The organism is Exiguobacterium sp. s194, from assembly GCF_018618275.1.
Classification (GTDB): Bacteria; Bacillota; Bacilli; order Exiguobacteriales; family Exiguobacteriaceae; genus Exiguobacterium; species Exiguobacterium chiriqhucha.
This window is the reverse complement of the sequence record NZ_JACSLT010000003.1, coordinates 22,840-36,499: the sequence shown is the minus strand read 5'-3', so window position 1 is coordinate 36,499 and position 13,660 is coordinate 22,840. Positions and strand designations below refer to the sequence as shown.

General features: G+C 52.0%; 13 protein-coding genes. 9 read left to right on the top strand and 4 right to left on the bottom strand.

The annotated features are described in order from the left end of the window. Positions 1-93 precede the first annotated feature (93 nt). From KNP85_RS04025 to KNP85_RS04015, 3 genes are all read left to right on the top strand, one after another. Positions 94-2,217: an MMPL family transporter gene (locus KNP85_RS04025; protein ID WP_029596244.1), complete on the top strand. Its 2,124-nt coding sequence runs from the start codon at positions 94-96 to the stop codon at positions 2,215-2,217. Positions 2,218-2,470: 253 nt separating this feature from the next. Then, complete coding sequence (locus tag KNP85_RS04020) at positions 2,471-3,106, top strand: YitT family protein (protein ID WP_034780845.1); 636 nt, start codon at positions 2,471-2,473, stop codon at positions 3,104-3,106. 80 nt (positions 3,107-3,186) lie between these two features. Further along, positions 3,187-3,909, top strand: coding sequence for a YwiC-like family protein (locus KNP85_RS04015; protein ID WP_058765494.1), 723 nt, complete (start codon positions 3,187-3,189; stop codon positions 3,907-3,909). Between the two features lie 21 nt (positions 3,910-3,930). Here the strand turns inward: KNP85_RS04015 and KNP85_RS04010 are convergent, their stop codons facing one another. From KNP85_RS04010 to KNP85_RS04000, 3 genes are all read right to left on the bottom strand, one after another. Further along, positions 3,931-4,875 (bottom strand): DUF4003 family protein, encoded by a 945-nt coding sequence (locus tag KNP85_RS04010; RefSeq protein WP_021068153.1) that lies wholly within the window; start codon positions 4,873-4,875, stop codon positions 3,931-3,933. 90 nt (positions 4,876-4,965) lie between these two features. After that, positions 4,966-5,397, bottom strand: a complete 432-nt coding sequence (locus KNP85_RS04005; protein WP_016509669.1) for a type III secretion system chaperone family protein — start codon at positions 5,395-5,397, stop codon at positions 4,966-4,968. 66 nt (positions 5,398-5,463) lie between these two features. Next, a complete protein-coding gene (locus KNP85_RS04000) occupies positions 5,464-5,730 on the bottom strand; it encodes a metal-sensitive transcriptional regulator (RefSeq protein WP_021068154.1) in 267 nt (88 codons plus the stop codon). A gap of 286 nt (positions 5,731-6,016) precedes the next feature. On the opposite strand from KNP85_RS04000, the gene KNP85_RS03995 reads away from it, so the two are divergent. The 5 genes from KNP85_RS03995 to KNP85_RS03975 all read left to right on the top strand — a co-directional run bounded on the left by KNP85_RS03995 (position 6,017) and on the right by KNP85_RS03975 (position 11,469). Beyond that, positions 6,017-6,337 (top strand): rhodanese-like domain-containing protein, encoded by a 321-nt coding sequence (locus tag KNP85_RS03995; RefSeq protein ID WP_214714994.1) that lies wholly within the window; start codon positions 6,017-6,019, stop codon positions 6,335-6,337. Further along, positions 6,319-8,787, top strand: coding sequence for a CoA-disulfide reductase (locus KNP85_RS03990; RefSeq protein ID WP_214714992.1), 2,469 nt, complete (start codon positions 6,319-6,321; stop codon positions 8,785-8,787). Before KNP85_RS03995 ends, KNP85_RS03990 begins: the two co-directional genes overlap by 19 nt. Before the next feature lie 181 nt (positions 8,788-8,968). Continuing rightward, the gene (locus tag KNP85_RS03985; protein WP_021068157.1) at positions 8,969-10,411 is read left to right on the top strand and encodes an alanine/glycine:cation symporter family protein; all 1,443 of its coding nucleotides are present in this window, start codon (positions 8,969-8,971) and stop codon (positions 10,409-10,411) included. 81 nt (positions 10,412-10,492) lie between these two features. Beyond that, entirely contained in the window at positions 10,493-10,951 is a 459-nt protein-coding gene (locus tag KNP85_RS03980; protein WP_021068158.1) for a DUF1877 family protein, read from the top strand. Positions 10,952-11,016: 65 nt separating this feature from the next. After that, complete coding sequence (locus KNP85_RS03975) at positions 11,017-11,469, top strand: hypothetical protein (RefSeq protein ID WP_214801489.1); 453 nt, start codon at positions 11,017-11,019, stop codon at positions 11,467-11,469. A gap of 42 nt (positions 11,470-11,511) precedes the next feature. Here KNP85_RS03975 and KNP85_RS03970 read toward each other — a convergent pair whose 3' ends face one another. Next, on the bottom strand, positions 11,512-12,519 hold the full coding sequence (locus KNP85_RS03970) for a metal ABC transporter solute-binding protein, Zn/Mn family (protein ID WP_214714988.1): 1,008 nt from the start codon (positions 12,517-12,519) through the stop codon (positions 11,512-11,514). A 172-nt stretch (positions 12,520-12,691) separates the two neighbouring features. Here KNP85_RS03970 and KNP85_RS03965 point away from each other — a divergent pair, with 172 nt between their 5' ends. Beyond that, positions 12,692-13,627, top strand: a complete 936-nt coding sequence (locus KNP85_RS03965) for an alpha/beta hydrolase (RefSeq protein ID WP_214714980.1) — start codon at positions 12,692-12,694, stop codon at positions 13,625-13,627. The last annotated feature ends 33 nt before the right edge of the window (positions 13,628-13,660 follow it).

Genomic DNA, 13,660 nt, shown 5'->3' with positions numbered 1-13,660 from the left:
ACCAGGGCATGGTTCAGGATTTTTTTACGAAGGCTTACAGAATCTCGTCTAAAAACGGGAACAGTCTTCTTAGATGGAGAGGAGTGGACAGGGATGGAACGATTAGGACAAGCGTTAGTCCGATGGCGCTACGCTGTCGTGTTGATTTGGACGGTATTGCTCGCGGTATCGGTATATTTCGGATTACAGTTGCCAAGTGAACTGCGCGGCAATGGATTTGCGATTCAAGACGGGCGCTTCGCCCAAGTGGAAGATACGTTGAACGACCGGTTCGACCGGGCCGGGGCCTCGATGATCGTCTTGTTGGAAGGTGGCGACCTTGATACGGTCATCGAGCAGCAACGGGATCGACTGATTGACGTCGATGGGGTCGACGGCGTGATCACGCCAGCCGAGAATCCCGATGCCCGCTCAGGGGACGCAGCTTACTTATTGCTCGAGTTCGAGGATTACGATACGGCCGAGGCGTCAATCGATGACGTTCGCAACGCCTTGATTCGAGATACGGATACAGACGTGCGATTGACCGGAGAGCCGGTCTTCGCGGATGACTTGAATGAAGCGTCGAAGAATGACTTGATTCGGGCCGAGTTGATTGGAATCCCGGTCGCGTTGCTCGTCCTCTTGCTCGTCTTCGGGACGCCGCTCGCCGCGGTCATGCCGTTATTCGTTGGATTGATTACGTTCATCGTGGCTGCCGGCTCGTTGTTCTTCTTTGCCCAAACGATGGAACTGTCTATTTTCGTCTTGAATGCGGTCGCGATGATCGCCATCGCGCTCGGCATCGATTTTTCCCTATTGCTCGTCAACCGTTACCGGGAAGAGCTCGCACATGGGAAGTCGCGAGAGGCAGCCATCGTCCGAACGGTCGCGACGGCCGGACGTTCGATTCTGTTCTCAGGGCTTTGCGTGTTCGTCGGACTGGCCGGGTTGTTATTCATCCAAGTCGACGTGTTCCAAGCCATCGCGCTCGGTGCGCTGATTGCGGTGGCGGGCGCGGTCTTATCAGCGCTCACGCTGTTGCCGTCCGCCTTATATATCGTCGGAGATGCGATCAATAAAGGGCGTCTTATCAAAACGAATGAGACGCGTTCTGAAGTACGGTGGCAGAAGTTGGCCCGTTTCGTCATGAGACGCCCCGTCACGATGACGCTCGTCGCGCTCTTGCTGCTACTGCCAAGCCTCTGGTTCGTTCGTGACCTCGAACTGAACATCCCGGACGCCGATGCACTCCCGACCTCGTACGAGTCACGGGCCGCCCTTGAGCGGTGGGACGACGTGTTCGGGGAGACGTCGACCGATGCGGTGCTCTTGTTTGAGACGAATGACTTGACCGATTCGATGATTCTCGATGAATTGACTGCACTCACCGATGAGCTATCCGAGGATCCGATTGTCGACAACGTCACGACGTTCTTGACGGCATCCGGTCTCGAACCAGCCGAATTCCAACAACTCGCTGAAGCGGCACCAGAGCAACTCGAGGCGTTCGAACGTCTCGTCACGCTTGAAGGGAATACAGACCTTGCCCTCGTCAACGTTAGTTTCAACGTCCCGCCGAGTGATAAAGACGCGCAAGCATTCGTCCGAGATTGGCGCGAGAGCGGTTTTGACGTCGGGGGACCAGCCGCGTTCAACGAAGAAATTTATGAAGAGATTTATGACAGCATCCCGTATGCGGTCGTGACTGTCATCTTGGCGACGATGGTCATTCTCATGTGGGCGTTCCGCTCAGTCTTGATTCCAATTAAGGCGATCATCATGAACGTGCTCGGTCTCGGGGCGACGTTCGGTCTGCTCGTCATCATCTTCGAATCAGGCTACGTGTACGATGCCGAGACGATCAGTATCTTGACCCCGGTGTTCATCTTCTCGCTCGTGTTCGGCCTATCGATGGACTACGAGGTGTTTCTCGTCTCGCGGATTGAGGAATATTATCGGGAGACCGGGGATAACGATTACGCGACGGAGATGGGACTCGCCAAGACGAGTAAAATCATCACGTCGGCCGCAGTCATCATGATTGTCGTCACGGGGGCGTTCGCTTTTACTGGTGTCAGTCCGATCAAACAGCTCGGTGTCGGCATCGCGCTCGCGATCTTTATCGATGCGACAATCATCCGGATTTTACTTGTCCCATCTTTGATGAAACTGCTCGGGGACTGGAACTGGTGGTGGTTCGGTAAGAAAGATTTACCGAAACGTAATTTACACTAAATATACATTTAATGAAACAATCGCGAGAGTATGTTAAAATAGTCTCATGATTACGCGCAATTTGGGAAAGGAAGGTCTTTATGGATACCGAGAGGACATGGCCTCTGTTTCAATTACCGGACTTCTAGCGTTGAGTTTTTACAAGCGACATCAATGTAAAAATCAACAAACGGAAGATCGGAGATGGAACAGATGGAACCGCGGCTACGACTGAGGATCCTCCTCTCCGTTGAAAACGGGGAGGACAATCGGAATGAAACGAGTTGCTACCATAGTGCTCGGAACGCTGATCATGGCGTTCGGTTATTATTATTTGAATGAACAGTTTGGTTTGGCAGAAGGGGGCTTCGTCGGGCTAGCATTGCTCGGCCGCTATTTATTTGATATCGATCCGGCGATCTCGATGATCGTACTCGATATCCCATTCTTTTTAATCGCCCTTTGGTGGAAAGGCTGGCGCTTCGTCGGGCAAGCCGTGCTTGCCGCGGCGTCACTGTCGCTCAGCTACGCCATGTGGGATCGGTTGGATTTACTCACGTTCGATATCCAAGTGTGGCCGGCGACGTTGTTCGCCGCCATCGCGAGCGGGATTGTGACTGGTTACGGTCTCGGTCTCGTCTTGAAATCGGGCGGGGCGACCGGGGGCGACGATTTATTCGCACTCGGCCTATCAAAATGGACCGGCGTATCGGTCGGGACGATTCTCATCATATTTGATGTCATCGTTTTGGCGATCTCGCTCATCTATTTGCCATTGTCGAATGCACTTTATACGCTTCTCGCGGTCTCGATCGCAGGTCGTGTCGTCACGAAAATGTTGACGGACGATGTGGTCGAAGTAACCGTGCCAAGTGTGACCAAACTAAAAACAAAAAACGATCTCGCATGAGATCGTTTTTTGTTTTGTAAAATTTATCACAGTTTTACAGTCATCTTTCTTCTACACTACACATAGAAGGAGGGAGTCACATGAAATGGATGATTCCAAAACAGCACGGCGCTTGGTCGATGCTGATCTTACCGTTCTTACTCGGCGGCATCGTCGGAGGGTGGACGCTCGCGCACATCCCGTTCGCCATCGCCTGGTTGTTCGTTTATATGGGTACATTTTTCTTGTTCCAATACATTAAGCAACGAAAAAAGTCACAAGAGCTGTTGCGCACGGTCGTGACGTATTTGACGATTGCGATTGTAGCCGCCATCCCGGTGTTTTTGTCCGAGTGGCGTCTTGTCTGGTTTGTCCTTGCTATGATTCCATTCGGTCTCACCAACGCCTACTTCGCCAAAATTAAGGATGAGCGCAACGTCTGGAACGACGTCAGCGCCGTCACCTCATTTTGCATCGGCGGGATGGCGAGCTATTATCTCGGGTCACATGCTTTGGACGGGACGATAGTGTGGATGTTCGCTTTGCCGTACTTATATTTCCTCGGAAGTATCTTTTTCGTCAAAACGATGATTCGGGAGAAGAAGAGCTTGTTTTATCGGAACGTATCATGGGGATATCACTTTTTGCTCGTCGCCATCTTCATCGCGTTTGGCTATCCGGTCTTGGCACTCGCTTACGTGCCGAGTCTCGTCCGGGCGGTCGCATTCTACGGCAAAACGATCCCCATCATGAAGATCGGGATCGTTGAAATCGCCAACTCAGTGTTCGTGCTCGGTTGTCTCAGTTGGTATTTATTTAGTTGAGAAGGGGAAACCCTTCTTTTTTTAGTCGCTCGAAGATGTGCTCGAAATGATAGCCACGGTCGCCGCTGCCGTTGCTGCCTGTTGCATCGCGAGCAGATGGGCGAACGTCCCGTGCAACAGTAAATCGCTCGCATCTTCCTTGATGTTGTTTGCCGCGACGAGTTGCAGGGCGACCGTCAACGCGTGGGTGTGGAACCAGCGATGCTTTTCCTTCTCAGCGTTCGTAATGTCGATCAGGTCGCGCTCGTCGTTGTCGTTCGGAGCCGCGACGATGGCCAAGAGGGCGAGCGCTGGCAGATGCTCATTTTTGACGGCGATTGCTTGTCCTTGGAGCCGCGCGCGCCACTCGAGCAGGCGGTTGATGACCTCGTCTGAAGGCAAGTCGCTAAAAGCAAGCAGATGGGAGACGAGTTGGAGCTCGTTTGAGCGGGGCAACTCGGCTTTCAACGCTTCGTAATACGTCTCAATCCGTTGACTCAACGTATCGTGGTCATCGAACGCTTGAACGAGGACGAGGGCAGACAGAAGGTCTTCTTCGCTCGTCAGCCAAGGATGGTTTCGTTTGAACGTTTGATAGAGTGCGCTCGCCTCGTCAAGCCGGCGCTCGGGCTCATCGACGTTAATCAGTTGGCTCGCGATGAAGGGGCGCAACATACTGAAGCGGAAGTGTTTCCGGTCGAGCAACGTATCGAGCCGGAGTGCCTCGTCGATGGCCGGTTCGATGTCTTCATACTTGGCATCGAGAAACGACAGCCAGACGAAATTATTGCTGCCGCGAAACTTGGAGAAGGCTTTCGTTTTCCGTTTGACGGCCGCTTGAGCCTGCTCGAACCGCGTTTCATCGAACGGGGTGTCGTGTATGGCATAATTGATGGCCATCAAGCGTCGGAAATCATCGGTGAACCACTTTGTCGCTCCTCTGATTGCCTCGAGCGCTTCGAGGTAATGCGTATAGCGTGTCATCATCAGCAATTCCTCCTTTTCCTCCTTATACGAGCCCAATCGAAAGAATGATTCAAAAAAAGCCGCCCTGGATTCGTCCGGGGCGGCTGCTTGTTATTGGACTTGCGTATACAACTTCTGCATATACTCGTTCACTTCATCGGCCGCTTGGAACATCATGAATGAATGTTGCAAGATGATCTCTGGCGAGAAGCCGAGGTCGAGGTCGAGCGTCGAGGCGAGCGTGACATCACGGTCGCTGTCGAGCACGCAGCGGAAGTATTTGAACTCTTGGTTGAACTCGTTCAAGGCGTTCAGAATCGGTAGGTCTTCGACGTAATCCGGCACGTGTGTGACCGTCGCGGCATACAGTTCCGCATCTGTCGTCTTTTTATTGAAGGCGATAATCATAACGGGCTGAGCCCCGGATTTAGTCGTTTCACGCGTCAAAAATGTGACATGCGTTTCAGTCTCGCTCTCTTTGAACGTCATATTGCGTTCAGCGACGAGCGCTTTAAATGATTCTACTTTTTCTTCGAAGTTCACAAACAAGTCCCCCTTAAAAGTCGTTACTCTAACTTTCGCCCATTTGCGGAGGGAAAGCAAGGGGAACTAGCGTTTCATCAACATTTTGATGGCTTCTTCGACGGTTTCTGACGTATCTTCGCCATCTTGTTGGGCGGTGATGATGCACTGCTCCAAGTTCTTCGCGACGATGATGGTCGAGGCGCGGTCAAGAGCTGATCGAGCCGCACTCAACTGTGTCACGACGTCACGGCACTCTTTCCCTTCTTCCATCATGCGGATGATGGCCCGGATTTGTCCTTCGACCCGTTTCATCCGGTTCAACACTTTTGCATCGTATTGATACTGTTCCATTAGATTCACCTCTATATTCAAATCGTTCAGTAACCCAACTATTTATTGTGTAGTCTCATCTTAATACGTGGGGGAGTATGTGTCGAGCAACAACGTTTGATGTGAAACTTTTTCAAACGTTTACCGATTCGACAAACAAATCCCTTGCAATCAAATACCACAGGGGGTATATTAATGACGTGGAAGCGATATGTTCAACGAATCACAAACTTTCGTCGAACGCCCGCTACCAAGCTGACGAATAAATAAGTGAAATATTATAGATCAAAAGGATGGGTAAACAAACATGAAAGCATCTGCCTTGAAACGTCAAATGGATTTTGAAGTACCAGTCAACATCGTCGACGTTCGTGAACGTGACGAGTTCCAAGAAGCGCACATTGCTGGCGCGACAAATTATCCGCTCTCCGAAATGTCGGAATGGATTGAGACGCTCAATCCTGAAGAAGAGTACATCGTCCTTTGTCGCTCAGGTGCTCGCAGCACGCAGGCGACTTGGCAAATGGAAGCGAAAGGTTATAAAGTGGTCAATATAGAAGATGGCTTGATGAGCTGGCCAGGTGAAGTCGTCAAAGGAGGAAATGCGCAATGGGTAAAAAAATCGTAATCGTCGGTGGGGTCGCCGGTGGTGCTTCGGCAGCCGCCCGCCTTCGTCGCTTAAATGAAGAGAATCATATCGTCATGTTCGATCGGGGCGAGTATATCTCGTTCGCGAACTGTGGTCTTCCCTATTACATCGGTGACGTGATTCAAGACCGTCAAAAATTGCTCGTTCAAACCGTCGAAGGGATGAACAAGCGTTTCCAACTCGACATCCGTAACTTGACGGAAGTGACGAAAATCAACCGTGCCGAGAAGACGGTGTCGGTGAAAAACGTCAAGACAGGTGAGACGTACGATGAGTCATATGATGTGCTCGTCTTGTCACCAGGGGCGAAACCGATTCGTCCGAACATCCCTGGGATTGAAGAAGCAGAAGACATCTTCACGCTCCGTAACATCCCAGATACGGATAAAATCCGTAGCTACGTCGATGATAAAGCGCCAAAACACGCGACGGTCATCGGTGGCGGCTTCATTGGAATCGAAATGGCTGAAAACTTACGGGAGCGTGGCGTCGACGTCACGCTCGTCGAGATGGCCGATCAAGTCATGACACCGCTCGACCGCGAGATGGTCTCACCGGTTCACGAGCACATGCGCCTTCACGGCGTCGATCTTCAGCTTTCTGACGGTGTCGACTCGTTCTCTGAGAAAGGGAAACGTGTCCACTTGAAGAGCGGTCGCGTCATCGATACTGATATGGTCGTCTTGTCAATCGGCGTCGTGCCAGAATCGTCAATCGCAACGGAAGCAGGACTTGAAACAGGCATCCGCGGCGCCATCCGCGTCAACGAGAAGATGCTCACGTCAGACCCGAACATCTACGCAATCGGTGACGCCGTCGAAGTGCTCGATTATATCTTTAAAGAGCCGACGGTCGTTCCACTCGCATGGCCGGCCAACCGCCAAGGTCGTCTTGTAGCTGATATCATCAACGGTCGTGACGTTAAATACAACGGAACGATGGGGACTGGGATTGCCAAAGTATTCGATATGACCGTCGCCTCGACAGGTTGGAACGAGAAGCGTTTGACAGCGGCCGGTAAAGAGTTCGAAGCCGTCCACGTGCACCCGGGTTCACATGCGGGTTATTACCCAGGATCGACACCCGTATCACTCAAACTCTTGTTCCATCCGACGACAGGTGAAATCTACGGCGCGCAAGGCGTGGGGATGAACGGCGTCGATAAACGGATCGATGTGATTGCGACAGCGATGAAAGGTGGCTTGACGGTCCTTGACCTTCCAGACCTTGAACTCAGCTACGCACCACCGTTCAGCTCAGCGAAAGATCCGGTCAACATGATCGGTTACGTCGCGTCGAACGTCGTCCTCGGCGATAACGAAGTCGTGCACTGGAATGAGATTGACGAGTTGGTCCAAAACGGCGCGACATTGCTCGACGTCCGTGACGAGTCAGAACATGAACTTGGCAAAATTCCTGGTTCAATCAACGTTCCGCTCAACTCGCTACGCGATCACTTGGACAACTACAGCAAAGACGAAACGATTTATGTGACATGCCAAGTCGGACTTCGCGGATATCTCGCATCCCGCATCTTGCGTCAAAACGGATTCAAGGTTAAAAACTTGAGCGGTGGCTACAAGACGTGGTCACAAGTAAAACGCGATTTCGATGCCATCGAGGCAGACGCATCGGCAGCAAATGAGACTGCCGCAACAGCAACGGAGGAGGCACCACCAGTAATGATGAATGAACCAATCGGGGAACCGATTTTCCTAGATACGTGCGGTCTGCAATGCCCGGGACCAATCTTAGAAGTCAATAAAAAAGTAGCCGAACTCGGCGAAGGCGAGACGCTCCGCGTCCTCGCAAGTGATCCTGGCTTCTTTGCGGACATCGAAGCATGGGCGAAGAAAACGGGTAACAAGCTCGTCTCGAAACAATTTGTGAACGGTCGCGTCGAAGCCGTCCTTCAAAAAGGCCAAGGCCCTGCAGCCGTCCAAGCGGGCGCACCGGCAGGCGACGGCGCATCGATGGTCGTGTTCAGTGGAGACCTCGACCGTGCACTCGCATCGTTCATCATCGCGCAAGGTGCAGCGGCAATGGGTAAAGACGTCACGATGTTCTTCACGTTCTGGGGACTCAACGTCATCCGTAAACCAGATGCACCAGAAGTGAAAAAGCAAGGCCTCGAGAAGATGTTCGGCATGATGATGCCATCTCATGCAGGTGAGCTTCCGCTCTCGAACATGAACTTCGGTGGCGTTGGTCAGAAGATGATGAAGAAAGTGATGAGCGACAAAAATGTCCCGTCACTCGATCAAATGATTAAATCGGCTCAAGAGGCAGGCGTCAAAATGGTCGCTTGTACGATGTCGATGGACGTCATGGGAATTAAAGAAGAAGAGTTAATCGACGGCATCGATCTCGGTGGTGTGGCAGCATACCTCGGGGCAGCCGAAGGTGGTAACTTGAACCTCTTTATCTAATTAAATGAGTTAATCTAGTCGACCGGTCACTTGACCGGTCGCTTTTTTGTTGTTCGACACCAAAAATGAAAATTGTCGAAAAAGATTGCATTTTTTTAACGTTTTTCCTATAATTCTACTCATGTAAAGAAAGTTGACATAACTTTTTCTTATAACTTACACATACACGGAGGATTTAAAGATGGAGAAATTCGTAGAAGATCTCGTTACAAATGCCAACGACCTGCTCTGGTCGTCAGTGCTAATCGTTGTCCTTGTCGCCTTAGGTTTGTATTTCACCGTTCGCATGGGGTTCGTCCAGTTCCGGATGTTGCCTGAAATGTTCCGCCTCTTGTTCAAAGACGGCATGAAGCGTGAAAAAGGCCAAGTCTCGTCATTCCAAGCGTTCGCCATCGGGACGGCTGCACGCGTCGGGACCGGGAACATTGCCGGTGTCGCGACTGCAATCGCGCTCGGAGGCCCGGGAGCCGTCTTTTGGATGTGGCTGATCGCGCTCATCGGATCGGCTTCGGCATTCGTCGAAAGTACGCTCGCGCAAGTATATAAAATTCGCGACGGTCGCACATGGCGCGGTGGTCCGGCTTACTATATGGAACGTGCGCTCGGTCAGCGCTGGCTCGGGATTTTATTCGCCATCTTGATCACGTTCTCGTTCGGCTTCGCCTTCAACTCGGTTCAATCGAACACGATTTCGTTGTCAGTCAGCAACCAGTTCGGGATTAGCACGACGACAGTCGGTCTCGTCTTGGCTGTCGTGACAGCCATCGTTATCTTCGGCGGGATTCAATCAATCGCCGTGCTCTCGAGTATCATCGTGCCGATTATGGCTGGCGGTTACATCTTGCTCGCCGGGTGGGTCATGATTTCGAACGCCTCATTGTTGCCGGAAGTCTTCGGCTTGATTTTCTCAGAAGGAATCTTCGGACTTCAACAATTGTTCGGTGGTGCCATCGGAGCGATGGTGCTCCAAGGAATCCGACGCGGTCTCTTCTCGAACGAAGCGGGGATGGGTTCAGCCCCGAACGCGGCGGCGACTGCTGAAGTATCGCATCCGGTCAAACAAGGATTGATTCAATCGTTCAGCGTCTTCGTCGACACGCTTCTCGTCTGTACGTCGACAGCGATGATTATCCTGTTGTCAGGTGTCGCCGGTTCAGAGTCGTTCGCAGGTGTCGAATTGACACAAGCAGCGCTCACAGCAGAGATTGGTCCGATGGCGACATCGTTCCTCACGATCGCGATTTTCTTATTCGCGTTCAGTTCGATTCTTGGAAACTACTACTATGGTGAGACGAACATCCAGTTCATCTCGGATAAAAAGATTTACGTCACACTCTACCGTATCGGTGTCGTCGGCATGGTCCTCTTCGGAGCCGTCCGTTCGGCCGGTCTCGTCTGGTCAATCGCGGACGTGTTCATGGGTCTCATGGCACTTGTCAACTTGTATGCGATTTTCCGCCTCGCAAAAGTTGCCCGTCTCGTCCTCGACGATTACTTGGAGCAACGCCGTCAAGGTGAAGATCCGGTCTTCTACGCCGATTCGATTGAAGATCTGCCAGGTCGCGAGTACATCGAAGCTTGGGAATCAGAAGAAGAAGTCAAAACAGGCACGATCCGTTCATAAACGACAAACCGTCTACGAAAGCGCGTAGACGGTTTTTTTGCGCCCGAAAGATGGGTAAACTGAAGAAAAGGGGGGCGTTCAATGATGGAGACGACACACTATATACGCATTTCCCCGGAAGTATGGGTCTCGTTCGGCCAAGACCCGGAAATGATTTTAGATTGGCTGTTGCACGTGCACAGTCAACAACGTGACACGTATGAGACGTTGACGCTCCCGAGGATCGAACGCTTCCAAAAGATTCTTGGACAAATCGAGATTTATATCGATGGGGATGACACGTATAATTTAGAGATGGCCGTCATCGGGGAAGAGTTGATTGTCAATGAGAAGCAGGCGGTCGTCGTCGGGATTTTGACGCCGCAGTTGCTCCATATCGTCAAAGATGCGATGAACGCATTTACTAAAGAAGATGTGGCCGATATGGCGTTCGTCGACCATGACGGGTTCGATGACGTTTGGCTCAAATGGACGCTGTTGAAACGATTCTGTGAAGAGGCGAGTGAGCGGGATGAGCTCGTGTTGATTTACTATGAATGAACAGGCTATGAAAACAACTTAAAAATTGGTAAACTATTACAAATGGTTTCTCAAGGAGTGGACGTATGCTTGATTTCTTTGCCCAAATGACGTTTGTCATCGGTATCTTAAGCCCAATCTTCGCGTATCGGGCAGGTCGTAAACAGTTAGGTCGAATCAATCTCGTCACCGTGTTTGCATTTTTGATTATATGGTTTTACGTCATCTCGACGGGTCCAGCCTATAATCATCCGATTTCGATGCTCTTCTACGCTTTGATTGTAGTGAACTGTGGCTTCGCCATAGGGAATAGTGTGCTCTTCCTACGCGAACGCAATCCATTGCTGAGTTTGAAGAAGCTGCTCGCGACGCTTCTCTGTTTGACGGTGCTCTGTTTCGTGTTCATTGAACTGATGTACCCGACGAACGTGATGAGCGATACGCTTCTTCAAACAGTGATGCTGACGGTGCCGATTTTCGTATGCGGCGTCATTTGGGCGAGGCTTCGACAAATCGACCGGGAACCAGAACACACATAAACAGCTCGACGCTAACGCGCCGAGCTGTTTTTTTTGAGACTCTTATTTCAATGCCGTCTCAAGCGCTTTGACGTTCTCGCGCATGAGGTCGAAGTAAGTCTTATCCATTTGCTCTTTCGTGACCGATTCCAAGTTGTAAATCGTCACCGTCTCCGCACCGATCTCGTTTTGAACGACCTGGGCGATTTTCGGTGTCACCGTGTCTTCGAAAGCGATATATTTCAAGTCGTGAAGTTGTGCCTCTTCGATGACGCGCTTCAACGCTTGCTGTGACGGTTCTTCCGAAGGTGTGAGACCCGTGATCGGGAGCTGGTCGAAGCCGTAGCGTTCTGCCAAGTAACCGTAGGCTGCATGCGTCACGAGGAGCTCAGACTTCGAGCCGCCGTCGACTGCTGCTTTGAGCTCGGCGTCGAGCGTGTCGGCCTCTTCTTTGAAGGCGCTCAAACGATCCGCGAACTCATCTTTATAGTCAGGGGCCTGTTCGCTGAATGCCGCTTCGACCGCTTCAGCCATCGAGACGGCATTCGTTGGATCGAGCCAGACGTGTGGGTCGTACTGGCCGTGGTTATGGCTGTCTTCTTCGCTATGACCGGCCTCTTCCTCGGCATGGTCATCTTCCTCGTGTCCGTGCTTGTCCTCACTATGCTCGTCCTCACCATGGACGTGGACCGTGTCTTCTGCCGAGAGGAGTGTGACGTCCTCGGCCGTTTTCACGAACGTGACGTTCTCATTGGCCAAGCTCTTTTCCATCGACTCGACGTATGGTTCGAGGTCATGGCCGACCGTCAAGAACAAGTCCGCCTCGGCGATGTCGGTCATCTGCTTTGAGGTCGGCTCGTACGTATGGGGATCAGCGCCAGGCGGGATGACCATCTCGACACGGACGCGATCGCCCCCGATTTCCTCGGCGAATGATTTCAAGGCGAACGTTGACGCGTAAACGGTCAACTGGTCGCTCGTCTCCTCCGTCGCACCGCTCTCTTCATTACTTGCACATCCACCTAATAGAAGTGTGCCGGCAGCGGCGACACTTAATAACTTTTTATTCATGAACTCTTCCACCTGTCCTCTCTATGTGAACCTTTAAATCGTAACCGTTACGTTCTGTGACTGCGAGTTATATTATAGGTGGCGAATCCGTGCACGTCAAGTCCGACTTCAGATGGATGGTTTTTCGAGAAAAAGGGAATATGATTAAAAAAAGAACGAGGAGTGGATGTATATGAGAAAGGAGACCGCCTGGTTCGTCGGTGGCGCGGCGCTCGCGGCCGCCACGGCAGCCGGGGCCAGCGTGTGGAACCAGTATGGATCGCTCGTGCGTTGGCAAGAGCCCGAGTTGCCGGTGCGCCCCTCGACCCGCAAACGCCGGACTCACACGTACAAGATTGTCAATGACCGTCCGCTCCAGTTTGACGTGTATTATCCGCCAGGGGATGGACCGTTCCCGGTCGCGGTCTATGCCCATGGGGGGGCGTTCGTACGAGGGAATCGAGGTATGGTGACATTGTTCCATCCGTTGCTCGACCATTTTCTCGCCAAAGGGTTCGCGGTCATCAGCATCGACTATCGTCTGTTCGAGGACGGGGTCTATTTCCCGGATAACATTATCGACGTCTCCGATGCGCTTTGCTACTTGAAACAGCACGATGGTCTGCTCAACTTGGATATTAACCGACTGATCGTCTGGGGTGACTCGGCAGGTGCGGCCCTCGTCTTAGCGACGGCGCTCGATCGAAGCAAACAGTTCACCGGTGAACTAGGTGATGACGTCCCGCCGATTAAAGGGGTCATCGCCCTCTATCCACCGACGAACTTCTTATTGTTCAAGTTCATCCAGACGTGGCTCGCGCATTTGAAATTTTATGAGGGGAGCCGGGAGGCGTGGCGCGAGCTGATGGTGAAGTGTTCACCGGTCACGCATCTTTATGACGACGCCCCGCCCATCCTCATCTTGCACGGAAAGAAAGACCCAATCGTCCCGTTCGGACAGGCGCTCCATTTCGTGGAACATGCGAGCGAAGTCGGTGCGAACGTGCAACTGATTTCCTTCCCGAACGGTACGCATTCGTTAGCGAGCTTTCTCCAATCCGACAACCCGATCAAAGAAACGCAACTCATGGCCCGCATCGATCGTTTCATCGATGACGCGATGATGTGACGTTGCGCTTTTTCGCAAAGATGGTACGATGGG

Bases quoted from the DNA above. Each gene is read 5' to 3' on its own strand.
- KNP85_RS03970 (WP_214714988.1), bottom strand. From the start codon at position 12,519: ATGAATAAAAAGTTATTAAGTGTCGCCGCTGCCGGCACACTTCTATTA.
- KNP85_RS03995 (WP_214714994.1), top strand. From the start codon at position 6,017: ATGAAAGCATCTGCCTTGAAACGTCAAATGGATTTTGAAGTACCAGTC.
- KNP85_RS03990 (WP_214714992.1), top strand. From the start codon at position 6,319: ATGGGTAAAAAAATCGTAATCGTCGGTGGGGTCGCCGGTGGTGCTTCG.
- KNP85_RS03985 (WP_021068157.1), top strand. From the start codon at position 8,969: ATGGAGAAATTCGTAGAAGATCTCGTTACAAATGCCAACGACCTGCTC.
- KNP85_RS03965 (WP_214714980.1), top strand. From the start codon at position 12,692: ATGAGAAAGGAGACCGCCTGGTTCGTCGGTGGCGCGGCGCTCGCGGCC.
- KNP85_RS04015 (WP_058765494.1), top strand. From the start codon at position 3,187: ATGAAATGGATGATTCCAAAACAGCACGGCGCTTGGTCGATGCTGATC.
- KNP85_RS04000 (WP_021068154.1), bottom strand. From the start codon at position 5,730: ATGGAACAGTATCAATACGATGCAAAAGTGTTGAACCGGATGAAACGG.
- KNP85_RS03975 (WP_214801489.1), top strand. From the start codon at position 11,017: ATGCTTGATTTCTTTGCCCAAATGACGTTTGTCATCGGTATCTTAAGC.
- KNP85_RS04025 (WP_029596244.1), top strand. From the start codon at position 94: ATGGAACGATTAGGACAAGCGTTAGTCCGATGGCGCTACGCTGTCGTG.
- KNP85_RS03980 (WP_021068158.1), top strand. From the start codon at position 10,493: ATGATGGAGACGACACACTATATACGCATTTCCCCGGAAGTATGGGTC.
- KNP85_RS04010 (WP_021068153.1), bottom strand. From the start codon at position 4,875: ATGATGACACGCTATACGCATTACCTCGAAGCGCTCGAGGCAATCAGA.
- KNP85_RS04020 (WP_034780845.1), top strand. From the start codon at position 2,471: ATGAAACGAGTTGCTACCATAGTGCTCGGAACGCTGATCATGGCGTTC.